The 22,476-nt window shown below is 47.2% G+C and carries 25 protein-coding genes, 1 tRNA gene and 1 pseudogene; all 27 read right to left on the reverse strand.

Features of this window, described 5'->3' with window-relative positions; genetic code table 11:
* Positions 1-16: 16 nt before the first annotated feature.
* Positions 17-385 carry a 50S ribosomal protein L14 gene (gene rplN, locus ABFC84_08765; GenBank protein ID MEN6412842.1) on the reverse strand — a complete coding sequence of 123 codons (369 nt, stop codon included), beginning with the start codon at positions 383-385 and terminating at the stop codon, positions 17-19.
* Between the two features lie 36 nt (positions 386-421).
* Complete coding sequence (rpsQ, locus tag ABFC84_08770; protein MEN6412843.1) at positions 422-679, reverse strand: 30S ribosomal protein S17; 258 nt, start codon at positions 677-679, stop codon at positions 422-424.
* Positions 680-736: 57 nt separating this feature from the next.
* The gene (gene rpmC / locus ABFC84_08775) at positions 737-940 is read right to left on the reverse strand and encodes a 50S ribosomal protein L29 (protein MEN6412844.1); all 204 of its coding nucleotides are present in this window, start codon (positions 938-940) and stop codon (positions 737-739) included.
* Positions 930-1,388, reverse strand: coding sequence for a 50S ribosomal protein L16 (gene rplP / locus ABFC84_08780; protein MEN6412845.1), 459 nt, complete (start codon positions 1,386-1,388; stop codon positions 930-932). The genes rpmC and rplP overlap by 11 nt, the downstream gene beginning before the upstream one ends.
* Complete coding sequence (gene rpsC, locus ABFC84_08785) at positions 1,389-2,057, reverse strand: 30S ribosomal protein S3 (GenBank protein ID MEN6412846.1); 669 nt, start codon at positions 2,055-2,057, stop codon at positions 1,389-1,391.
* Between the two features lie 21 nt (positions 2,058-2,078).
* Positions 2,079-2,411, reverse strand: coding sequence for a 50S ribosomal protein L22 (gene rplV / locus ABFC84_08790; protein ID MEN6412847.1), 333 nt, complete (start codon positions 2,409-2,411; stop codon positions 2,079-2,081).
* A 21-nt stretch (positions 2,412-2,432) separates the two neighbouring features.
* Positions 2,433-2,717, reverse strand: a complete 285-nt coding sequence (gene rpsS / locus ABFC84_08795) for a 30S ribosomal protein S19 (GenBank protein ID MEN6412848.1) — start codon at positions 2,715-2,717, stop codon at positions 2,433-2,435.
* 26 nt (positions 2,718-2,743) lie between these two features.
* Positions 2,744-3,571 carry a 50S ribosomal protein L2 gene (rplB, locus tag ABFC84_08800; GenBank protein MEN6412849.1) on the reverse strand — a complete coding sequence of 276 codons (828 nt, stop codon included), beginning with the start codon at positions 3,569-3,571 and terminating at the stop codon, positions 2,744-2,746.
* A gap of 31 nt (positions 3,572-3,602) precedes the next feature.
* Positions 3,603-3,890, reverse strand: a complete 288-nt coding sequence (gene rplW, locus ABFC84_08805) for a 50S ribosomal protein L23 (GenBank protein MEN6412850.1) — start codon at positions 3,888-3,890, stop codon at positions 3,603-3,605.
* On the reverse strand, positions 3,890-4,516 hold the full coding sequence (gene rplD / locus ABFC84_08810; protein MEN6412851.1) for a 50S ribosomal protein L4: 627 nt from the start codon (positions 4,514-4,516) through the stop codon (positions 3,890-3,892). Before rplD ends, rplW begins: the two co-directional genes overlap by 1 nt.
* 40 nt (positions 4,517-4,556) lie before the next feature.
* On the reverse strand, positions 4,557-5,198 hold the full coding sequence (gene rplC, locus ABFC84_08815) for a 50S ribosomal protein L3 (GenBank protein ID MEN6412852.1): 642 nt from the start codon (positions 5,196-5,198) through the stop codon (positions 4,557-4,559).
* Positions 5,199-5,213: 15 nt separating this feature from the next.
* Positions 5,214-5,525 carry a 30S ribosomal protein S10 gene (gene rpsJ / locus ABFC84_08820; protein ID MEN6412853.1) on the reverse strand — a complete coding sequence of 104 codons (312 nt, stop codon included), beginning with the start codon at positions 5,523-5,525 and terminating at the stop codon, positions 5,214-5,216.
* Between the two features lie 163 nt (positions 5,526-5,688).
* Positions 5,689-6,891, reverse strand: coding sequence for an elongation factor Tu (gene tuf, locus ABFC84_08825; GenBank protein MEN6412854.1), 1,203 nt, complete (start codon positions 6,889-6,891; stop codon positions 5,689-5,691).
* A 27-nt stretch (positions 6,892-6,918) separates the two neighbouring features.
* On the reverse strand, positions 6,919-8,997 hold the full coding sequence (gene fusA / locus ABFC84_08830) for an elongation factor G (GenBank protein MEN6412855.1): 2,079 nt from the start codon (positions 8,995-8,997) through the stop codon (positions 6,919-6,921).
* A 28-nt stretch (positions 8,998-9,025) separates the two neighbouring features.
* Entirely contained in the window at positions 9,026-9,496 is a 471-nt protein-coding gene (rpsG, locus tag ABFC84_08835) for a 30S ribosomal protein S7 (GenBank protein MEN6412856.1), read from the reverse strand.
* A 36-nt stretch (positions 9,497-9,532) separates the two neighbouring features.
* Positions 9,533-9,907: a 30S ribosomal protein S12 gene (gene rpsL, locus ABFC84_08840; protein ID MEN6412857.1), complete on the reverse strand. Its 375-nt coding sequence runs from the start codon at positions 9,905-9,907 to the stop codon at positions 9,533-9,535.
* Between the two features lie 92 nt (positions 9,908-9,999).
* Complete coding sequence (locus ABFC84_08845) at positions 10,000-10,245, reverse strand: ribosomal L7Ae/L30e/S12e/Gadd45 family protein (GenBank protein ID MEN6412858.1); 246 nt, start codon at positions 10,243-10,245, stop codon at positions 10,000-10,002.
* Between the two features lie 286 nt (positions 10,246-10,531).
* Positions 10,532-14,482: a DNA-directed RNA polymerase subunit beta' gene (gene rpoC, locus ABFC84_08850; protein MEN6412859.1), complete on the reverse strand. Its 3,951-nt coding sequence runs from the start codon at positions 14,480-14,482 to the stop codon at positions 10,532-10,534.
* Between the two features lie 313 nt (positions 14,483-14,795).
* Positions 14,796-18,323 (reverse strand): annotated as a pseudogene (gene rpoB / locus ABFC84_08855) (DNA-directed RNA polymerase subunit beta).
* Between the two features lie 512 nt (positions 18,324-18,835).
* Positions 18,836-19,210, reverse strand: a complete 375-nt coding sequence (gene rplL / locus ABFC84_08860) for a 50S ribosomal protein L7/L12 (GenBank protein MEN6412860.1) — start codon at positions 19,208-19,210, stop codon at positions 18,836-18,838.
* Between the two features lie 59 nt (positions 19,211-19,269).
* Positions 19,270-19,800: a 50S ribosomal protein L10 gene (gene rplJ / locus ABFC84_08865; protein ID MEN6412861.1), complete on the reverse strand. Its 531-nt coding sequence runs from the start codon at positions 19,798-19,800 to the stop codon at positions 19,270-19,272.
* Positions 19,801-20,007: 207 nt separating this feature from the next.
* Positions 20,008-20,712, reverse strand: a complete 705-nt coding sequence (rplA, locus tag ABFC84_08870) for a 50S ribosomal protein L1 (GenBank protein MEN6412862.1) — start codon at positions 20,710-20,712, stop codon at positions 20,008-20,010.
* Positions 20,713-20,863: 151 nt separating this feature from the next.
* On the reverse strand, positions 20,864-21,289 hold the full coding sequence (gene rplK, locus ABFC84_08875; protein MEN6412863.1) for a 50S ribosomal protein L11: 426 nt from the start codon (positions 21,287-21,289) through the stop codon (positions 20,864-20,866).
* 42 nt (positions 21,290-21,331) lie between these two features.
* Positions 21,332-21,862 (reverse strand): transcription termination/antitermination protein NusG, encoded by a 531-nt coding sequence (nusG, locus tag ABFC84_08880; protein MEN6412864.1) that lies wholly within the window; start codon positions 21,860-21,862, stop codon positions 21,332-21,334.
* A gap of 40 nt (positions 21,863-21,902) precedes the next feature.
* Entirely contained in the window at positions 21,903-22,118 is a 216-nt protein-coding gene (gene secE, locus ABFC84_08885) for a preprotein translocase subunit SecE (GenBank protein ID MEN6412865.1), read from the reverse strand.
* A 51-nt stretch (positions 22,119-22,169) separates the two neighbouring features.
* A tRNA-Trp gene (locus ABFC84_08890) sits at positions 22,170-22,245 on the reverse strand.
* A gap of 64 nt (positions 22,246-22,309) precedes the next feature.
* Positions 22,310-22,459, reverse strand: a complete 150-nt coding sequence (gene rpmG, locus ABFC84_08895) for a 50S ribosomal protein L33 (GenBank protein MEN6412866.1) — start codon at positions 22,457-22,459, stop codon at positions 22,310-22,312.
* Positions 22,460-22,476: the final 17 nt, after the last annotated feature.

Here is a 22,476-nt window from a genome sequence, read left to right on the forward strand (position 1 = left end):
CCGGACACCTCCTAGCTTAGATTACTTCCGGCGCCAGCGAGACAATCTTCATAAAGTCTTTTTCACGCAGTTCTCTCGCTACCGGCCCAAATATACGGGTCCCTCTGGGGCTTTTATCTTCTTTAATGACAACTGCGGCATTTTCGTCAAAACGGATATAGGAACCGTCCGGACGACGCAGGCCTTTATGAGACCGTACGACTACGGCCCTGACTACTTCGCCCTTTTTCACGACACCGCCGGGAGAAGCGTCTTTAACAGCTGCTACGATTACATCTCCGATGTTAGCATATCTACGATACGAGCCGCCTAATACCCGGATGCACATGATTTGCTTGGCGCCGGTATTGTCAGCAACATTCAACATTGTTTGCTGTTGGATCATTCTTATCCCTCCTTTGCGTACTCGAGGTTTGCTATATTATTTGGCTTTCTCAATGATTTCCACAACTCTCCAGCGTTTGTCTTTCGACAGCGGACGAGTTTCCATGAGTTTTACCGTGTCGCCTACATGGCTTTCATTGGTTTCATCATGAGCTTTAAATTTAATGGTATGTTTAACGGCTTTTTTATACAGCGGATGCTGTACCAAACGTTCTACTGCTACGACTACCGTTTTTTCCATCTTGTCGCTAACGATTTTACCAATACGGGTTTTACGCTCATTTCTTTCGGTCACGTTCGAGTGGCCTCCTTCCGTTCTTATTTGTATCGTTACGTTTCGTCTAAGAACGAACTATGCTTGCTGGGCTTGCAGTTCCTGCTCCCGCTGGATAGTCTTCACACGGGCGATGTCCTTTTTAACTTCCTTAATCCGCATAGAATTTTCCAGCTGACCAGTAGCAAGTTGAAATCTGAGGTTAAATAACTCCTCTTTAAGCCCGGCTAATTTTTGTTCCAGTTCGGCCTTATTCATATCGCGGATGTCATTAACCTTCATCTATGTCACCACCCACTTGTTCTTGCACTTGCGCTGCCGCTTCTTCCCGCTTGACAAATTTAGTTTTGATCGGAAGCTTATGACCCGCCAAACGCATTGCTTCTTTGGCTATTTCTTCGGTAACCCCATCCATTTCAAACATTACCCGGCCTGGTTTTACTACAGCTACCCAGTATTCCGGTGATCCTTTACCACTACCCATACGCGTTTCAGCCGGTTTTGCCGTAACCGGTTTATCAGGAAATATTTTAATCCATACCTTACCGCCACGTTTGATATAACGAGTCATAGCAATACGGGCCGCTTCAATTTGACGGTTGGTAATCCAGGCCGGTTCAAGTGCCGCTAAGCCGAACTCGCCATGACTTACTGTGTTGCCCTTGTTCGCTTTGCCTTTCATCCGTCCACGGAATTGCTTACGGTGTTTTACTCTTTTTGGCAGTAGCATCTATTTCTCGCTCCCTTCAGCAACGGCAGCGGTCTTTTTGGCTTCAGGCAAAACCTCGCCTTTATAGATCCATACTTTAACGCCAATCCGGCCATAAGTGGTAGCGGCTTCCGCCGTGCCGTAATCAATATCTGCTCTTAAGGTATGCAGAGGAATACTGCCGTCCCGACTGCTTTCAGTACGGGCGATTTCGGCTCCGCCTAAACGGCCGGCAACCGTTACTTTAATCCCCTTAGCTCCCATACGCATAGTACGGGTAACCGACTGCTTCATAGCGCGGCGAAAAGCGATACGCCTTTCCAGCTGGGATGCAATGTTTTCAGCAACCAGGGTAGCATCCAGCTCTGCCTGCTTAATTTCGGCAATATTAACATCAATTTGCTTATCGGTTAATTGTCTCAGCCCTTTTTTCAGTTCTTCTATGCCCGAACCGCCACGACCGATTACCATACCCGGTTTAGCCGTGTGAATGGTAAGTTTAACGCGGTTAGCGGCACGTTCTATCAAAATCTGAGATATGCCGGCAGCAAATACTTTTGCTTTAATGAACTTACGGATTTTTAAATCTTCATGCAGATTCTTGGCATAGTCCTTGTCGGCATACCACTTGGCATCCCAAGTTTTAATTACGCCGATGCGCAGACCATGTGGATGAACTTTTTGACCCACGTTATTTCCCTCCTTCGCCAGTTATCTTTCTTTTACAACAAGCGTCACGTGACTGGTGCGCTTTAAAATTTTAAAAGCCTGGCCACGCGACCGCGGATGAATGCGTTTCAGAGTCGGGCCCTGATCCACATAAGCTGTTGAAACATACAGATTATCTGCGTTCATATCATAATTGTGTTCCGCATTGGCAACGGCTGATTTTAACAATTTTTCAATTACTTCCGACGCCACTTTTGGCGTATATTTCAGAATCGCAAACGCTTCGCCTACGTTTTTACCACGAATCAGGTCAATGACAATTCGAACTTTACGCGGCGCAATGCGGATATGTGTAACAACTGCCTTAGCTTCCATATAGCAGCCCCCCTTCGGTAACTATTTCAATGCCGTCGCTTTTTCGACGTGAGAACCGTGTCCTTTAAAGGTACGGGTCGGCGCAAACTCACCCAGTTTATGACCTACCATGTCTTCGGTGATATACACCGGCACATGCTTGCGGCCATCATGCACCGCAATGGTGTGTCCGACAAAACTGGGAAGAATGGTAGAACTGCGGGACCAGGTTTTAATAACCTTTTTCTCGTTCTTATCATTCATGGCTGTTATCTTTTTCAGCACGCTTTCGTGCACATAAGGTCCTTTTTTAATTGATCTGGACACTCGTAATAGCCTCCCTTCTCTACTTGTTACTTCGTCCGGCCCTTAACAATCCATTGGTCAGACTGTTTATTCCGACGGGTCTTAGCGCCATAAGCGTGTTTACCCCAAGGCGTTACCGGATGCTTACGCCCAACAGGCGAACGGCCTTCACCACCACCATGGGGATGATCGCAGGGATTCATGGCTACACCGCGGTTTGCCGGACGAATGCCCAGCCAGCGGGAACGTCCGGCCTTGCCGAGGGTAATGTTTTCATGTTCTAGGTTGCCGACTTGGCCGATAGTCGCTTTACAATTCACGTGAACTTTGCGCAGTTCACCGGAAGGAAGACGCAGGAGTGCATAGTCGCCTTCTTTTGCCATTAATTGAGCCGAAGCGCCGGCAGAACGTACTAATTGAGCACCCTTGCCAATTTTGAGCTCAACATTGTGAATCAAAGTACCAACCGGGATATTCTGAATCGGCAACGCATTGCCGACTTTAATATCCGCTTCAGAACCGCTGGAGATTACGTCGCCGACTTTCAGTCCGTTAGGAGCCAAAATGTAGCGCTTTTCCCCATCCGCATAATTTAATAAGGCGATTCGGGCGGAACGATTCGGATCATATTCTATCGTAGCCACTTTGGCCGCGACTCCATCTTTATTCCGCTTAAAGTCAATAATTCTATAGAGACGTTTGTGGCCGCCGCCTTGATGCCTGACAGTCAGCCTTCCCTGCTGATTACGACCGCCATGCTTTAACAGCCGCTCAACCAGGGAACGTTCGGGTTTGTCAGTAGTAACTTCTTCGAAATTCGCTACTGTCATAAATCTTCTGCCAGCAGAGTAAGGTTTAAAGCTTTTTACTGCCATTGTTGCCCCTCCTTCTTAACAAAATTTAGGATTATACTCCTTCAAAGAATTCGATACGCTGGCCAGGAGCCAGTTTTACAATTGCTTTTTTATAGTCCGGGCGTTTACCCTGAGTACGGCCCATCCGCTTGGTTTTACCAAAAACCCGCAGGGTGTTTACGGCCAGCACTTTCACTTTGAAAATCTGTTCCACTGCCTGACGGACTTCTACCTTATTGGCTTTTAAAGGCACAATAAATGTATATTTATTTTCCTGCATCATATTGGTCGTTTTTTCCGTAATCAGCGGGCGAATGAGAACATCGCGCAAATCAGCCATTACGCAAACACCTCCTCAATCCTGGCAACTGCTTCTTTGGTAATGAATACTTTATCATGATATAAAAGGTCATATACATTCACACCGCTGGAAGCAATTGCCTTCACACCCGGAATGTTGCGGGATGATTTTTCTACGTTATCAATAGTTTCCGCCGTAACAATTAAAGCTTTACCAACGTCTGCCTTGAAATCACCTAACATTTTAACTACGCTTTTAGTTTTCGGTTCAGCAAAGCTGATATCTTCCAGCACAACCAGTTCGCCGCCTTCCACTTTGGCCGTCAGAGCGGATTTAATCGCTAGGCGCCGCTGTTTGCGAGGCATACGAAACGCATAAGAACGGGGCTGGGGTCCGAATGCGGTACCACCACCTACCCAAATTGGTGAACGAGTGCTGCCGGAACGAGCCCGGCCGGTACCTTTTTGTTTCCAGGGTTTTCTGCCGCCGCCGCGGACAAAACCTCTGGTTTTCGTGGCAGCCGTACCCAAGCGCTGACTGGCGAGCTGCATGACAACTGCCTGATGCAGTACAGCTTCATTGACTTCTACGCCAAAAACATTATCATTTAATTCCATGTCACCGGTCTTGACACCAGTGATATCATATACTGCTACTTTCGGCATATAGCACATCCTCCTTTCGATGTTCGAGGTTTACCCGAACCTATTTCCCTGGCTTTACGGTAGCTTTTATAACAACAAAGCTGCCCTTCGGTCCGGGAACAGCACCTTTAATTAAGATCAGATTGCGTTCGGTGTCAACTCTAACAACGGTAAGACGTTGTACGGTGACTTGTTGTCCACCCATACGCCCAGGCAATTTTTTACCCTTATATACCTTACCGCCGCCACCGCTCATGCGCGGTCCGATAGAACCGGGCTCACGATGAGATTTGGAGCCGTGGGCCATAGGTCCGCGTCTGAAGTTATGCCGTTTGATACCGCCGGCAAATCCTTTTCCTTTTGCGGTTCCAACAACGTCCACTAATTCGCCTTCACTGAATATATCAATACCAATCAGCTGACCGACAGTATATTCAGGCGCGCCGGGCAGGCGCAGCTCACGGATGAATTTAACCGGTTTAATCCCCGCTTTGTCAAAATGCCCTTTGAGCGGCTTAGTAACTTTTTTATCTTTAACAGTGCCAAAGCCCAGCTGCACCGCATTATATCCATCATTTTCAACTGTTCTATTTTGCAGTACGACGCTTTGACCAGCTTCAACAACCGTAACTGGAACAACTCTGCCTTCAGCAGTGAAGATTTGCGTCATACCCAGTTTTTTACCTAATATTCCTTTAGCCATTATTGCCACCTCCTCCTACAGCTTGATTTCAATGTCCACTCCGGCCGGCAGATCCAGACGCATTAACGCATCAACGGTCTTGGAAGTCGGCTCAAGAATGTCAATGAGACGTTTGTGGGTGCGCATTTCAAATTGCTCCCGGGAATCTTTATTGACATGGGGTGAACGCAGTATCGTAAATATATTTTTCTCCGTGGGAAGGGGAATCGGCCCGGAAACTAAAGCACCGGTTCTTTTGGCGGTTTCGACGATTCTAACAGCACTTTGGTCAAGCGCCTTATGATCATACGCTTTAAGACGAATTCTGATTTTTTGTTGTTTAGCCATTGTATTTCCTCCTTATCGCCCTGTTTCTCTGAACGGACATTCTCCGTGGAAATTTCCCCCGCAGCGTACGGGCAACCTCCCACGTCATCGCATTAGGGCACTTCCAAACTCTTATGTAGAGGCGGCCTAGCCAGCCGCCCCTACCATCCAAGTTTATTTTAATTTATTCGCTGATCGCGGTGACAACACCGGCGCCAACCGTACGGCCGCCTTCGCGGATGGCAAAACGCAGACCTTCTTCGATAGCGATAGGTGTAATCAGTTCGATGGACATTTGAATGTTATCGCCAGGCATACACATTTCTACACCTTCCGGCAGATGTACCACTCCGGTAACGTCGGTCGTGCGGAAATAGAATTGCGGACGATAGTTCGAGAAGAACGGAGTATGACGACCTCCTTCTTCTTTGGACAGTACATAAACTTCCGCTTTAAATTTCGTATGAGGATGAATCGAACCCGGCTTGGCCAAAACCTGACCACGTTCGATTTCTTTCCGTTCAATTCCACGGAGCAAAGCACCAATATTGTCGCCGGCTACTGCCTGATCCAAAAGTTTGCGGAACATTTCCACACCGGTTACAACCGTGGTTTTCGGTTTTTCAGCCATACCGACAATTTCAACGGTGTCGCCGACTTTGACTGCGCCGCGTTCCACACGACCGGTAGCAACGGTGCCGCGACCGGTGATCGTAAATACATCTTCAACCGGCATCAGGAAGGGTTTGTCGGTATCACGTTTTGGCGTGGGAATGTACTCATCCACTTTCGCCATTAATTCGTAAATTTTACCGCACCAAGGGCAGTCAGGTTTCGCGCAGCCGCATTCCAAAGCTTTTACGGCAGAACCAGTAACGATCGGAATTTCATCGCCCGGGAAATCATAGCTGGTCAGAAGTTCACGAACTTCCATCTCAACCAATTCCATCAGTTCCGGATCATCTACCAAATCGGCTTTGTTCAGAAACACAACCATTGCCGGTACGCCAACCTGGCGAGACAGCAGAATGTGTTCACGGGTCTGAGGCATCGGGCCGTCAGCAGCGCTTACCACCAGGATCGCACCATCCATCTGAGCAGCGCCGGTAATCATGTTTTTAACATAATCGGCATGGCCGGGGCAGTCAACGTGCGCATAATGACGATTTGCCGTTTCATACTCAACGTGTGCCGTGTTAATGGTGATACCGCGTTCTCTTTCTTCTGGAGCCTTGTCGATCATATCATACGCCATGAATTCAGCGCCGCCGCTTTTGGAAAGAGTCAGGGTGATTGCCGCCGTCAGCGACGTTTTACCGTGATCAACGTGACCGATTGTACCGATATTAACGTGGGGTTTGTTTCTTTCAAACTTTTTCTTTGCCATTGTTAGTTGCCTCCTTTAATATCCTCGTTAAACACCTTTGACTTTAGTTACAATTGCTTCCGCCAGATTCTTCGGAACCTCATCATAATGAGCAAACTCCATGGAGTAATTGCCCCGGCCCTGGGTCTTGGACCGTAAGTCGGTTGCATAACCGAACATTTCCGCCAGCGGCACAAAAGCGTGGATTGTCTGAGCTCCGTTACGAGCTTCCATCCCCTCAATACGACCGCGGCGGGAGTTGAGATCGCCAATAACATCGCCCATATATTCTTCCGGAATAATAACTTCCACTTTCATATATGGTTCAAGGATAACCGGATTTGCTTTTACCGCACCGGCTTTAAAGCCCATGGAGCCGGCGATCTTAAACGCCATTTCCGAGGAATCGACATCATGATAAGAGCCGTCATAAACAGTAACCTTCACATCCACCATCGGATATCCGGCTAGAACGCCGTTCCCCATGGCTTCTTTTACACCGGCCTCAATTGGATTGATGTATTCTTTGGGAATCGCGCCGCCGACAACCTTATTCTCAAAAGTAAAGCCTTCGCCGGGTTCCAATGGTGTCAATTCCAGCCAGCAATGACCATATTGGCCGCGGCCGCCGGACTGACGAATAAATTTACCTTCCGCTTTGACCGTCTTGCGAATGGTTTCGCGATAAGCAACCTGTGGTTTGCCGACGTTGCATTCCACTTTAAATTCCCGCAGCATCCGGTCAACGATAATCTCCAGATGAAGCTCGCCCATACCTTCAATAATGGTTTGTCCGGTTTCCTGGTCGGTATGCATTTTAAATGTCGGATCTTCTTCCGCCAGCCGGGCCAGAGCGATACCCATTTTTTCCTGGTCAGCCTTGGTCTTTGGTTCGACTGCTACCGAAATAACAGGATCCGGAAATACCATGGATTCCAGTACCACCGGGTCTTTTTCATCACACAGCGTATCGCCGGTGGTTGTATCTTTCAGCCCTACTGCAGCGGCGATATCGCCGGTATACACCACTTCAATCTCTTCCCGGTGGTTGGCATGCATCTGGAGGATACGGCCAATCCGTTCCCGTTTGCCTTTGGTGGAATTGAAAACGTAAGAACCGGAAGACAGCTGTCCGGAATAAACCCGGAAAAATGCCAGCTTACCCACATAAGGGTCCGCCATAATTTTAAAGGCTAGGGCGGAAAAAGGCTGGCTATCATCCGGATGCCGATCCTTTTCTTCCCCTGTATCCGGATTTACGCCCCTGATAGCCGGGATATCGGTAGGAGCCGGCATAAAGTCCACAACTGCATCCAGCAGCGGCTGAACGCCTTTGTTTTTATAAGAGGAGCCGCAAAGCACCGGAGTCATCTTACAGGCAATCGTTGCTTTACGGATGCCTGTTTTGATTTCCTCAACAGTGAGTTCTTCCCCTTCAAGATATTTCATCATCAGCTCGTCATCGCTTTCCGCTACCGCGTCCAGCAAGCTTTGACGATAGGTTTCCACATGCTCTTTCATATCTTCAGGGATTGCGGTTTCTTCGCTGGTTTTACCTAAATCATCGGTATAGACCAGTGCTTTCATTTCAATTAAGTCAACTAAACCGATAAATGTATCCTCAAAACCGATTGGCAGCTGAATCGGTACTGCATTTGCTCCTAAACGGGTTTTCATCATATCCACTACCCGGTAAAAATCAGCACCGATAATATCCATTTTATTCACATACGCCATGCGCGGCACGTCGTATTTATCAGCCTGACGCCAAACCGTTTCAGACTGAGGCTCCACGCCGCCTTTAGCGCAAAATACAGTTACCGAGCCATCAAGCACTCTAAGCGACCGTTCCACTTCAACTGTAAAGTCCACGTGCCCTGGTGTGTCGATGATATTAATACGATGGCCATTCCATTGACAAGTAGTGGCGGCAGAAGTAATTGTGATACCTCTCTCTTGTTCCTGCACCATCCAGTCCATAGTCGCAGCCCCATCATGCACTTCACCAATCTTGTGTACTCTGCCAGTATAGAATAGTATACGTTCCGTTGTAGTGGTCTTGCCGGCGTCAATATGTGCCATGATGCCAATGTTCCGCGTCTTTTCGAGAGGAAACTTTCTGGCCACTATTATCACTCCTTACACTAAATCCCTATTACCAGCGGTAATGTGCGAACGCTTTGTTTGCTTCCGCCATTTTATGGGTGTCTTCTCTTTTCTTCACAGCAGCGCCTGTATTGTTGGCCGCATCTAAAAGCTCAGCCGCCAATCTCTCATGCATCGTCTTTTCGCCCCGCAGTCTGGAGTAGTTTACCAGCCAGCGAATACCCAGCGACAATTTACGATCAGGACGCACTTCAATCGGAACCTGATAGTTAGCACCGCCAACCCGACGGGCGCGAACTTCCAGAACCGGCATTACATTCTTCATTGCTGCTTCAAATACCTCTATCGGATTTTTACCGGTTTTTGCCCGGACAATCTCAAAAGCATCGTATACGATGTTTTCAGCTACACCTTTTTTACCCTGGAGCATAATTTTGTTGATGAACCTAGTTACAATTTTGGAATTGTACACCGGATCTGGCAACACATCACGCTTGGGTACTGGACCCTTTCTTGGCATATTATCCCTCCTTTATCCAAAACTATCAGTTAACTGCTACTTTTTCGCACGCTTGGTACCATATTTGGATCTGCCTTGGTTCCGTTTTTGAACGCCGGCAGTATCTAGCGCACCACGGATGATATGATAACGGACACCAGGTAAATCTTTTACCCTGCCACCTCTGATCAGAACAACAGAATGTTCCTGCAGGTTGTGTCCAATACCGGGGATATAAGCAGTCACCTCAATGCTGTTTGTCAACCGCACCCGGGCCACCTTTCTCAACGCGGAGTTAGGTTTTTTCGGAGTGGTTGTATATACTCTTGTGCAAACGCCACGCTTTTGCGGACATTCCTTCAACGCCGGCGCAGTCGATTTTTTCTCGATAGCTTCTCTGCTTTTGCGTACTAATTGACTAATTGTTGGCATAACTACACCTCCTTCCCAAAATCAATGATTTATTATAAAAAATTTTGCCTTGGCAAATGAGCTTGGGGCAAAATATTTAACCCGCTCAGCTTTCATTTCAGGGCAGCTACCGCCGCCGCACCCACTTCAATCGCGCAAGCCTTGCCTAATTCCGCCATTGTCGGCACCTTTTCCATCCGGGTTCCTTTCCGTTCACATAATTCGATAAGCGGCTGCGTCACCCGACAATCGGCATCATCCGCGACATACACCACAGCGGCCAATTCTTTCTCTACTGCTTTAGTTGTCTGCTTGACGCCAATCACCTTTTTCGTAGTCTTCAATGTCTCGAATGACATACGATCACTCCTTAAAATAGTACACAAATCCACTACGCCCTTGAGGCACTCTAATATAGTATCATTCCCATAAGCTAATGTCAATAAACTTCTCTACGAAAAGTTCAGATTTTCTCTGGTTTTATCGCCTCTTCTTATGCCCACGGAACCGTGAGTGTCATATAGAGTAAAAAAGCTGTGGTTTTTTGCTGCTGACTGTTGGCGCACAGCTCGCAACCAAAAGACGTTTGACATCAAGTTAGTTCAGAACTTAATGTCAAACGTCTTGGAATGAAACTGTAAATGATTATTCCGCCGTCGGTTGTCCGCTGGGCGGATGAGTAATTTTGATATTGCGATAACGGCTCATGCCCGTTCCTGCCGGTACAAGCTTACCGATAATAACATTTTCTTTTAAACCTAACAGCGGATCGACCTTGCCTTTAATAGCGGCTTCCGTCAATACCCTGGTAGTTTCCTGGAAGGAAGCTGCCGACAGGAAGGAATCCGTTGCCAGGGACGCTTTGGTAATCCCCAGCAAAATCGGCCGAGCCACCGCCGGTTCGCCACCTGCTTCCACTGTCTTGGCATTTTCCGTCTCAAAGGTATTCACGTCGATGTACTCGCCTGGCAGAAGCTCGGTATCACCGGGTTCCTCGATCTTGACCTTATGCATCATCTGCCGAACCATCACTTCAATATGTTTATCGTTGATCTCAACGCCCTGGGATTTATAAACTTTTTGCACTTCATATACCAGATAACGCTGAGTATCTTTTAAGCCGCAAACCCGCAGAATATCATGGGGATTAACCGATCCTTCCGTCAGTCGGTCGCCGGGTTCTACCATCTGATCATCTTTTACGATAATCCGCGCGCCATAAGGGATCGGATAAACCCGCTCCTCACCGGATGACGGAAGAATAGTCACCTTGCGGGCGCCCTTCACATCCCTGACTTCCACTTTACCTTCGACTTCCGTAATAATCGACTGACGCTTGGGTTTGCGAGCCTCAAACAGTTCTTCAACCCGGGGCAGACCCTGGGTAATATCGTCGCCGGCCACACCGCCGGTATGGAAGGTACGCATCGTCAGCTGGGTGCCCGGCTCGCCGATAGACTGGGCAGCGATAATTCCCACTGCTTCCCCCACATCCACCTGATGACCGGTCGCCAAATTACGGCCATAGCATTTAATACACACCCCGTACTGGGATTTACAGGTCAATACGGAACGAATCGAAACTTTATCCCGGACAGCGACCACTTTATCCGCTAATTCTTCGGTAATTTCACCGTTCAGCGGTACAATAATCTCACCGGTTTTTGGATCGGTAATATCTTCCGCCGCTACCCGGCCAACAATCCGGTCTTTAAGTTCCTCAATCATGCCATTGCCTTCGGTAATTGCAGAAACCGTAATTCCCTTGATGTTATTGTTGCGGACTTTAACTTCCCGCACATCACTGGCGAGAATTTGTTCTATATGCTCCTCCGTAAGCGGAGTATTGGCTGGTACAATTTCTTCGTCTTTGCTGTTTTTAATGGCAATTGTGGTATTCTTCCCCAGCATTTCCCGAATCATTGATTCTTTCAGGGTACGCCGGACTTTCTCTTCCGGTTCGCCTAAAGTGATGGTTTCGCTGGTTGCAGCAATATTCACATCTTCTTCTGTTGGAGTCGATAAACCCCGCAGTGTTATTTCCGGCACACCGTGTTCGCCAATCAGCCGCAAAGTTTTTTCATCCAAGGTAGCATCCTGAGGCACAATAAGATCAGCCGTCTTGGGATCAAAGACATCCTGAGCCAACACCCGGCCCAGCAAAGTATCCCCCAGAAAATCAATGGCACCAGCACTGGACTGGGCCAGTTTCGCCCGTTCCCGCACCAAATTAATGCCGACTACGTCGCAGTCTTCTTCCCGAACGATGACATCTTGAGCAACGTCGACAAGACGACGGGTTAAATACCCGGAATCAGCCGTGCGCAGCGCGGTATCCGCCAAACCTTTCCGCGCACCGTGAGTGGAAATAAAGTACTCTAACACAGTCAAACCTTCGCGGAAATTAGCCTTAATTGGTAAATCAATAATCCGGCCCGATGGATCTGCCATCAGTCCGCGCATACCGGCCAGCTGGCGAATCTGCTGAATGTTACCGCGGGCACCGGAATTTGCCATCATATAAACCGGGTTAAACCGATCTAAATTATTCATCATGGCCTTGGTTACATCATCGGTAGCCTTGGTCCAAAGTTCAATTACTTTTTTATAGCGCTCATCGTCGGTAATTAAACCGCGACGATATTTTCGATCAATATCATCAACCTGCCGATCGGTTTCCGCCAAAATTTCTTTCTTCTGGGGCGGAATTTTAATATCGGCAATAGCGACCGTCACTCCAGCCCGGCAAGCAAAGGAATAGCCTAATTTTTTCACACTGTCGAGGACATTGGCTGTTTTGGAACTGCCAAACTTAGCATAGGAATTGGCAACCAGTTTTCCCAGCTGCTTCTTATCCATCAGTATGCCAAGATGCAGACCGTCTTCTTTCTGATAGTAATAGCGGACTTCCTCCGGCAGCTGCTCATTGAAGATCAAACGGCCTAAGGTTGAATGAACCATTCCATGATTGGGAATGCGAACCTTGATCCTAGCCTGAAGGGATAGTTCTTTATGAAAATATGCCAGCAGCGCTTCATTAATACCGCTCATAATTTTACCTTCACCTAAAGCGCCCGGTTTTTCAATTGTCAAGTAATAGGACCCTAAAACCATATCCTGTGTCGGCACAGCAACCGGTTTGCCGTCTTTCGTCGATAAAATATTATTCGATGAAAGCATCAGCAACCTGGCCTCCGCCTGGGCTTCCGCCGACAAAGGTACATGAACTGCCATCTGGTCACCATCAAAGTCTGCGTTATAAGCAGTACATACAAGGGGATGAATCTTAATAGCCCGTCCTTCGGACAGTACCGGCTCAAAAGCCTGAATGCCCAGCCGGTGAAGCGTCGGCGCGCGATTCAGCAGCACCGGATGTTCTTTAATAACCTCTTCCAAAACATCCCATACTTCCGGGCGTACCCGTTCCACCATCCGCTTAGCGCTCTTAATGTTATGAGCATGACCGGCATTAACCAATTTTTTCATCACAAAAGGCTTAAACAGTTCCAATGCCATTTCCTTCGGCAGTCCGCATTGATGCATCTTGAGTTCAGGACCGACAACGATAACAGAACGACCGGAATAGTCCACCCGTTTTCCCAGCAGATTCTGACGAAACCGTCCCTGCTTGCCTTTCAGCATATCGCTTAAAGACTTCAGTGGACGATTGCCGGGACCGGTAACAGGGCGGCCGCGGCGACCGTTGTCGATCAGCGCGTCCACCGCTTCCTGGAGCATCCGCTTTTCATTGCGGACAATAATGTCAGGCGCGCCTAAATCCAGCAACCGTTTTAGCCGATTGTTACGATTAATAACCCGGCGGTAGAGATCATTTAAGTCGGACGTGGCAAATCTACCGCCGTCCAGTTGAACCATAGGCCGCAATTCCGGCGGAATCACCGGTACGACATCCAGAATCATCCATGAAGGATTATTGCCCGATTTGCGGAAAGCTTCCACGACCTCCAGCCGGCGAATCGCACGAATTTTACGTTGCCCGCTGACTTCTTTCAGTTCCTGACGCAAATCCTTGCTCATCTTTTCGAGTTCCAATTCGTCAAGCAGTTTCTTTACCGCTTCAGCGCCCATGCCCACTTTAAAAGCATTGCTATATTTATCCCGGTATTCCCGGTATTCATTTTCACTGAGCAGCTGTTTCTTCATCAACGGTGTATCGCCGGGATCCAAAACAATATAAGAAGCAAAATAAAGAACCTTTTCTAAAGAGCGGGGCGAGATATCCAGAATAAGCCCCATACGACTAGGAATTCCCTTAAAATACCAAATATGAGATACCGGAGCGGCCAACTCAATATGCCCCATCCGATCGCGCCGCACTTTAGACCGGGTCACTTCTACACCGCAGCGGTCACAAATAATACCTTTGTAACGAATCCGCTTGTATTTACCGCAATGACACTCCCAATCCCGGGTTGGTCCAAAAATCCTTTCACAAAACAAACCGTCCCGTTCCGGTTTTAATGTCCGGTAATTAATAGTTTCCGGTTTTTTTACTTCACCATGGGACCATTTGCGAATCTGCTCCGGCGATGCTAAGCCTATGCGCATTGAATCAAAATTATTTACATCCAACAAAGGGTGAACACTCCCTTCTCCATTACTCGATGTCGTCGTCAATCTCATCTAAAAATTCACGGGGATTGAGTTTTTTATCCTTGGTTTTCAGTTTCTTGGAAAACGCATGATCCGATAGTTCCGCTGCATCATCCTTTTCCGGATCGGCCGCGGTAAGCTTGTCGGAATCAAGTTCGCCAATCTCAGCAATAATATCTAATTCTTCCTCCACCGGTGCGATATCGTCATTGGCCTCAAGTTCATCCACGACATCCGGTTCAAAATCAGCTTGCTTGCGTTCATGGGGCGAAGTATGCCGATTTTCCTCTCCGCCCAAACTAAGCTCCAGTTCTTTCGCTGTTTCGTGAATATCATCATCGGTATCACGAATCATAATTTCCTGGGCATCCTCCGTCAGAACCTTCACATCCAAACCGATACTCTGCAATTCTTTAATTAAAACCTTAAAGGATTCCGGCACGCCCGGTTCCGGTACATTTTCTCCTTTAACTATGGCTTCGTAGGTTTTCACCCGGCCAACCACGTCGTCGGATTTAACTGTTAACAGTTCCTGCAAGGTGTAAGCGGCGCCATAAGCTTCCAGCGCCCAAACCTCCATCTCGCCAAACCGCTGACCCCCGAACTGAGCTTTGCCTCCCAGAGGCTGTTGTGTTACCAAGGAGTACGGGCCGGTAGACCGGGCATGAATTTTATCATCCACTAAATGTGCCAATTTTAACATATATACATAACCGACTGTTACCGGATTATCAAAAGCTTCACCGGTACGACCGTCGTACAGCACCGTTTTGCCGTCCTCAGGCAATCCGGCGGCTTTTAATGTTTGAAAAATTTCTTCTTCATGGGCACCGTCGAATACGGGTGTAGCTAAATGCACTCCGGCAATGTCCGGTTTTGGTAAGCCGTATTTTTCCACATCATAGCCAAGATTTTTGAACTTTTCTTCAAGGCCGGGTACATTGGCCTTAATCTGCATGCCAAAAGCAGCAGCAGCCATACCGAGATGTGTTTCCAGCACCTGTCCGATGTTCATCCGGGATGGAACCCCCAATGGATTGAGAACAATCTGCACTGGTGTACCATCAGGCAGGAAGGGCATATCTTCTTCTCGCATGATCCGGGAAACAACGCCTTTATTGCCATGGCGGCCTGCCATTTTATCGCCTTCGGATATTTTACGTTTCTGGGCGATATAAACGCGAACCAAATGATTGACGCCTGGTGGCAGTTCATCGCCATTTTCCCGGCTAAATACTTTCACATCGACGATTTTACCGGCTTCGCCATGAGGCACCCGCAGTGAAGTGTCCCGGACTTCTCGGGCTTTTTCACCAAATATTGCCCGCAGCAGCCGTTCTTCGGCGGTAAGCTCAGTCTCCCCTTTAGGCGTTACCTTGCCAACTAGAATATCGCCTGGTCTGACTTCGGCGCCGATACGGATAATTCCACGATCGTCCATATCCCGCAATGCTTCTTCCGCCACATTAGGAATATCCCGGGTAATCTCTTCCGGCCCTAACTTAGTATCCCGGGCATCGCATTCATATTCCTCAATATGAATGGAAGTGAAAACGTCCGCTTTTACCAAATTCTCGCTGAGAAGAATGGCATCTTCGTAGTTATACCCTTCCCAAGGCATAAAAGCAACCAGAACGTTAAAGCCTAACGCCAGTTCGCCTCTATCCGTCGCCGGTCCGTCAGCCAGAACCTGCCCTTTTTCAACCTGTTCCCCTTTATAAACAATAGGTTTCTGATTAATACAGGTTCCCTGATTGGACCGTAGATATTTCAGTAACTTATAAGTATCCAGCGTACCCTGCTGGGTGCGAATATGGATTTCGTTTGCAGTCACCTTTTCCACAAAGCCGGCATTTTTAGCCAAAGCTACGACTCCCGAATCCCGAGCCGCTTTATATTCCATCCCGGTACCCACAAGGGGAGCCTGGGTTCTTAAAAGGGGCACTGCCTGACGCTGCATATTCGCTCCCATTAAGGCTCGGTTGGCATCGTCATTTTCCAAAAAAGGAATCATCGCCGTTGCAATGGAAACAACCTGTTTCGGCGATACATCCATATAGTCGACTTGTTCCGCCGGAACAGCCAAAGTATCCTGACGATAACGTACAATAACCCGCGGTTTTTTAAACCAAGAATCTTCGGTCAGTTCCTCATTGGCCTGGGCGCAGACAACTTCATCTTCTTCATCTGCCGTCAAATAATGTACTTCTTCCGTAACCTTGCGGTTTTCCTTATCGATCTTCCGATAGGGAGTTTCAATAAAACCAAATTCATTGATTCTCCCAAACGTAGCCAGTGAGCCGATCAGACCGATATTTGGACCTTCCGGCGTCTCAATCGGGCACATGCGGCCATAATGGGAGTGATGGACATCGCGGACTTCAAATCCGGCCCGCTCCCGGCTCAAACCGCCAGGTCCAAGGGCACTGAGACGACGTTTATGGGTAAGTTCGGCCAATGGATTCGTCTGATCCATAAACTGAGACAATTGGCTGGATCCAAAAAATTCTTTGATAGCAGCCACAACCGGACGGATATTAATCAGCGCCTGAGGCGTAATCACATCCACATCCTGAATCGTCATCCGTTCCTTAACGACCCGCTCCATCCGGGAAAGGCCGATACGAAACTGATTTTGCAGCAGCTCGCCGACAGAGCGCAGCCGTCGATTGCCAAGATGATCAATATCATCGGTGTTGCCGAATCCTTCGATCAGATTCAGCAAATAATTAATAACCGCCATAATATCCTCGCGGGTAATCGTCCGATGCATATAAGGCAGCGTTGGATTGCAAATCATTTTCAGCGGCGTCCCGTCTTTCTGCTTAACATGAACTTCAATGAGCTGCTCGCCGCCGAATACGCCATTCTGTTCAATCTGATTCAGCAGCTTCTCGTCAATCACAACATCTGCCGGCACTACGATTTCGCCAGTTTCTTTATTCACAATAGGCTGGTACAGCGTCTTCCCCATTAAGCGGCGCCGCCATCCTAGTTTTTTCGTCAATTTATAGCGTCCTACTGTCGCTAAATCATAGCGTTTGGGATCAAAAAACAGCGACTCCAGCAGCTGGGTTGCATTATCAACTGTCGGTGGTTCTCCCGGACGCAACCGTTTATATATTTCCACCAGAGCTTCTTCTTTGGAACTCGTATTATCCCGTTCCAAAGTAGACTGGATGCGCGGATCATTATAAAACAATTCGGCAATGGCCCCGTTAGAGGCATATCCCAAGGCCCGGATAAGCACCGTAACCGGCAGTTTTCTCGTACGGTCAATCCGCACAGATAATACGTCATTAGCATCGGTTTCCAGCTCAAGCCAGGCACCGCGATTAGGAATCACCGTAGCATTATATAATTTTTTGCCGCTGGTATCAATAGTCTCCCCGTAATAGGCTCCCGGGGAACGAACCAGCTGGCTGACAATAACCCGTTCGGCACCGTTAATAATAAAAGTACCCGTATCGGTCATCAGCGGAAAATCGCCCATGAAAACTTCTTGTTCTTTAATCTCACCGGTCTCCCGGTTGATCAGTCGAACATTGACACGCAAAGGGGCTGAATATGTAACGTCCCGCTCCTTACATTCTTCCACAGCATATTTCGGCTCACCTAAGGTGAAGTGCTCAAACGACAATACCAGATTCCCCGTAAAGTCCTGAATTGGTGAAATATCATGGAAAATTTCCTGTAAGCCTTCTTTAAGAAACCAACTGTAAGAATTCTTCTGGATTTCAATGAGGTTAGGCATGTCCAGTACTTCTTTAATTTTGGCGTAACTGTATCTGACCCTCTTGCCCACCGGAACAGGATTAAACATTAAATCCTTCACCCCTTAGCCCAATTTTGAAAAAGCAAACACATAATACGAATTTGTGCAGTAAATAATAAGGATACTTTACCGCCATAATTTTTTTACCGCAGATAAGAATAGACCTTGCGCTAGACTAAAATACGAAAAAAAGGCAAGGTTCTTCAAGTCGGATAAGACCTTGCGTTTTTCATTCTGATGAAATACAATTTCATCCTCCATTATATTACTATTTCCTGCCAGTAGCAAAATTATACCCTCCTAAATGAGACTATAACATTAAAAATGTTATCACTGCGCATGAAAACATTACCTGCTGAGCAGTTTAGGAGCTGCCAATATTAGACATTTCTACTGGAAAACAAACGCATACTGCAATAAAGAATAATATCATATGTAGAATAATCTGTCAAGATATCTGATGCATTTACTATTAAAAAATATAAAGAGTACCCGGAAGGTACTCTTTATATTTTAAGATCGGCCAATCAGACCGCTAACAAAGCTACCTTAAAATAATCTTACTTAACTTCCACACTGGCGCCGGCATCAGTCAATTTGGTTTTAATCGCTTCGGCATCTGCTTTTGCTACTTTTTCTTTGATCGCTTTGGGAGCGCTGTCAACTAATTCCTTAGCATCCTTCAGACCCAGCCCGGTGATTTCACGAACAACTTTAATAACATTGATCTTAGAACCGCCGGCAGCAGTAAGAACTACATCAAATTCGGTTTGTTCTTCAGCAGCCGGAGCAGCACCGCCGGCAGCCGGAGCAGCCGCTACCGCAACGGGAGCCGCCGCGGACACGCCGAATTTTTCTTCCAGAGCTTTTACCAGTTCAGATAATTCGAGAACAGTCATGTTCTCAATCGCTTGCATAATTTCTTCTTTTGTCATTGTAAAATACCTCCATTAATTTCATTCGTAATTTATTCCACACCGGGTCATGAAAACGGTTACGCAGATTCTTTTTGCTGGCGTACTGCGTCAAGGGCATAAACCAAGTTGCGAATCGAACCTTGCAGAACATTGACCAAACCAACCACTGGTGACTGCATACTGCCAAGCATTTTGGCAATAAGCACTTCCTTGGGCGGCAGCCCGGCCAGCTCTTTAACGCCTTTCGCATCGATCACCTGGCCTTCTACCAGTCCTGCTTTTATTTCCAGCGCCTGCAGTTTGTTTTCCTTAATGAAATCGGAAATCAGTTTTGCCGGCGCAACAGGATCGGTATAGGACATCGCAATAGCCGTAGGTCCTTCAAGTACGGGGGCTAACCCTGCCAACCCGGTTTCCTGGGCGGCAATGCGGGTCATCGTATTTTTTACAACGCGATATTCCACACCGGCCTCGCGGAGTTTGCGGCGCAATTTTGTATCCTGGGCTACATTAAGGCCGCGGTAGTTCGTTATGACCGCGCCTTTCGTGTTCGAAAGCTTTTCTTTTAGTTCTTCCACAATTTGTTTCTTTTCTGCTGTTACAGGCATCAAATCCACCTCCTTTATAAAATTGAACAACAAAGCGACCACCGGCAGTATAACCGGAGGTCGCTAATGGTAAACCATCTTACTATCCCCGGCCTCGGCAGGCGGACACTTTGTCCTTTAATATATTTCTTGACGAAATTTTACCTGCTGTCTACAGCCTAATCAGACTATTGAATTGTATAAACCGGGAATACAAAACCAGTTGTGCTATTCCTTCTTGCCGGGTGCCTTCAGCGGATTTACTTTTACGCCGGGCCCCATGGTGGTACTCAGGGTAATGCTGCGCATATATTGGCCCTTTGCCCCAGCCGGTTTTACTTTAATCAATGTATCAATTAACGTACGGAAATTTTTAAGGAGCTTATCGGCTTCAAAAGATGCCTTGCCAATCGGCGCATGGATATTGCCGGCTTTGTCAGTACGGTACTCAATTTTACCGGCTTTAATTTCATTAATCGCACGGGTTAAATCAAGCGTAACGGTTCCTACTTTAGGATTTGGCATTAAACCCTTCGGTCCCAAAATTTTACCCAGACGGCCAACTGTACCCATCATATCCGGTGTAGCAACGGCAACGTCAAAATCAGCCCAGCCGCCCTGTATTTTGGCCACCATATCCTCGGCACCAACAAAATCAGCCCCGGCGGTTTCAGCTTCTTTCGCTTTTTCACCTTTGGCAAATACCAGAACCCGCTTCGATTTACCGGTACCATGAGGCAACACTACTGCACCGCGAACCTGTTGATCGGCATATTTGGGATCTACGCCCAATTTAATGGCTGCTTCCACTGTCTCATCAAATTTAGCGGTAGCTGATTTTTTTATAATTTCAATTGCCTCTTCTGGTTCATACAGTTTCGCATCATCAATCAGCTTAGCAGCTTCCATATACTTTTTCCCATGAATTGCCATTGTGTAATTCCTCCTACTTAAATGTGGTATAAACGGATATTCCTCCCACACGACTAGAGAAATCTATTGAAAATCTACCATCTGCGGCGCTGTACTGCCTTGCATCTGGCAGCTCTTGAACAGCCTCTAAGTCTATCGCCCAACCAGTAAACTAGTCGACGACGTCGATCCCCATGCTGCGGGCAGTACCCTCAATCATCCGCATAGCGGCTTCGACGCTGGCAGCGTTAAGATCCTGCATTTTTGATTCGGCAATTTCGCGTACTTTGTCGCGGCCGACTTTTGCTACCTTTTTCTTATTCGGTTCACCGGAAGCCGTTTCAATGCCTGCGGCTTTTTTCAGCAATACCGCAGCCGGCGGAGTCTTTGTGACAAAGGTAAATGATCGGTCTTCAAATACGGTAATCTCAACCGGAATGATTAACCCAGCCTGTTTTGCAGTTCTTTCATTAAAATCTTTAACAAAGGCCATAATATTCACGCCAGCTTGACCGAGGGCAGGACCGACGGGTGGTGCTGGAGTAGCTTTACCGGCAGGGACTTGCAGTTTTACAAGTTTTACAACTTTTTTAGCCATTTTTATTACACCCCCTTATATACTTGTATACCGTTTCAGGTACTAAATTTTTTCCACCTGACTGAAATCCAGTTCTACAGGAGTTTCACGTCCAAACATATTGACAAGCACTTTTAGTTTACTGCGATCAGAATGAATTTCCAGGACCGTAGCCGTCCAGTTTTCAAAGGCACCGGAATTAATGCGCACCGGCTGGGATACCTTAATATCCAGCTGCGGTTTAACTTCCTCCATCCCCATCGACTTAAGGATGTGCTTTACTTCAGTATCAGTAAGCGGGATAGGCTTGGTACCCGAACCAACAAAGCCGGTTACTCCCGGTGTATTGCGCACAACATACCAAGATCTGTCATTTACAATCATTTCAACCAATACATATCCGGGAAACACTTTTTTCTTCGTAATCTTCTTCTTGCCGTCCTTAATTTCCACTTCATCTTCCATCGGCACCAATATACGAAAAATCTCATTTTCCATGCCCATGGAGTGAACCTTGCGTTCAAGATTGGCTTTCACTTTGTTTTCATAGCCGGAATATGTATGGATTACATACCAATTTTTTTCGGATTCCATTGCCTCAAGGGACGTTAGGTACGTCCCCCACCCCCTTAGCTTACCTGATTATAGCGCGTAATATCTCGGCAAAAACTGTGTCAACCGCCCAAATCATAACTGCCACAACCACTACAGATACAAATACAATCCCCGTATTGGAAACAAGTTCTTTTTTAGTCGGCCATGACACTTTTTTTAATTCAGCTTTTACTTCTCGCAAAAATTTTTTCCAGCGAACCGTATTGGCCTGAACAGCCGTTTCCTGAGCAGCCATTTTCCCACATCCCCGTCTCGTACTGCCAATTCCTATTAAACACAAAGTTTCTGGCAGGGGCGGCAGGAATCGAACCCGCAACCAACGGTTTTGGAGACCGCTACTCTACCAGTTGAGCTACACCCCTACTATGGCAATTCAAAATTAATTATACCCTGCTTGTCAATCCATCACCACGGGCATATTATAAGTTATTTTGTTTCTTTGTGTAAAGTATGTTTTTTGCAGAACTTGCAGTACTTGTTAAATTCAATTCTATCCGGATCATTTTTCTTGTTTTTATTGGTCTGATAGTTACGCTGCTTGCATTCCGTACAGGCCAATGTTACCGCATTGCGCATGATTTGCACCTCTCTTA

The sequence above is a fragment of the Veillonellales bacterium genome, from assembly GCA_039680175.1.
GTDB lineage: Bacteria > Bacillota > Negativicutes > JAAYSF01 > JAAYSF01 > JBDKTO01.

What these genes read in the sequence shown, in the direction of transcription:
- rplN (MEN6412842.1), bottom strand. Translation starts at nt 385, where the DNA reads ATGATCCAACAGCAAACAATGTTGAATGTTGCTGACAATACCGGCGCC.
- rpmC (MEN6412844.1), bottom strand. Translation starts at nt 940, where the DNA reads ATGAAGGTTAATGACATCCGCGATATGAATAAGGCCGAACTGGAACAA.
- rplP (MEN6412845.1), bottom strand. Translation starts at nt 1,388, where the DNA reads ATGCTACTGCCAAAAAGAGTAAAACACCGTAAGCAATTCCGTGGACGG.
- rplV (MEN6412847.1), bottom strand. Translation starts at nt 2,411, where the DNA reads ATGGAAGCTAAGGCAGTTGTTACACATATCCGCATTGCGCCGCGTAAA.
- rplB (MEN6412849.1), bottom strand. Translation starts at nt 3,571, where the DNA reads ATGGCAGTAAAAAGCTTTAAACCTTACTCTGCTGGCAGAAGATTTATG.
- rplW (MEN6412850.1), bottom strand. Translation starts at nt 3,890, where the DNA reads ATGGCTGATTTGCGCGATGTTCTCATTCGCCCGCTGATTACGGAAAAA.
- rplD (MEN6412851.1), bottom strand. Translation starts at nt 4,516, where the DNA reads ATGCCGAAAGTAGCAGTATATGATATCACTGGTGTCAAGACCGGTGAC.
- rplC (MEN6412852.1), bottom strand. Translation starts at nt 5,198, where the DNA reads ATGGCTAAAGGAATATTAGGTAAAAAACTGGGTATGACGCAAATCTTC.
- rpsJ (MEN6412853.1), bottom strand. Translation starts at nt 5,525, where the DNA reads ATGGCTAAACAACAAAAAATCAGAATTCGTCTTAAAGCGTATGATCAT.
- tuf (MEN6412854.1), bottom strand. Translation starts at nt 6,891, where the DNA reads ATGGCAAAGAAAAAGTTTGAAAGAAACAAACCCCACGTTAATATCGGT.
- rpsG (MEN6412856.1), bottom strand. Translation starts at nt 9,496, where the DNA reads ATGCCAAGAAAGGGTCCAGTACCCAAGCGTGATGTGTTGCCAGATCCG.
- rpsL (MEN6412857.1), bottom strand. Translation starts at nt 9,907, where the DNA reads ATGCCAACAATTAGTCAATTAGTACGCAAAAGCAGAGAAGCTATCGAG.
- ABFC84_08845 (MEN6412858.1), bottom strand. Translation starts at nt 10,245, where the DNA reads ATGTCATTCGAGACATTGAAGACTACGAAAAAGGTGATTGGCGTCAAG.
- rplL (MEN6412860.1), bottom strand. Translation starts at nt 19,210, where the DNA reads ATGACAAAAGAAGAAATTATGCAAGCGATTGAGAACATGACTGTTCTC.
- rplJ (MEN6412861.1), bottom strand. Translation starts at nt 19,800, where the DNA reads ATGCCTGTAACAGCAGAAAAGAAACAAATTGTGGAAGAACTAAAAGAA.
- rplA (MEN6412862.1), bottom strand. Translation starts at nt 20,712, where the DNA reads ATGGCAATTCATGGGAAAAAGTATATGGAAGCTGCTAAGCTGATTGAT.
- rplK (MEN6412863.1), bottom strand. Translation starts at nt 21,289, where the DNA reads ATGGCTAAAAAAGTTGTAAAACTTGTAAAACTGCAAGTCCCTGCCGGT.
- nusG (MEN6412864.1), bottom strand. Translation starts at nt 21,862, where the DNA reads ATGGAATCCGAAAAAAATTGGTATGTAATCCATACATATTCCGGCTAT.
- secE (MEN6412865.1), bottom strand. Translation starts at nt 22,118, where the DNA reads ATGGCTGCTCAGGAAACGGCTGTTCAGGCCAATACGGTTCGCTGGAAA.
- rpmG (MEN6412866.1), bottom strand. Translation starts at nt 22,459, where the DNA reads ATGCGCAATGCGGTAACATTGGCCTGTACGGAATGCAAGCAGCGTAAC.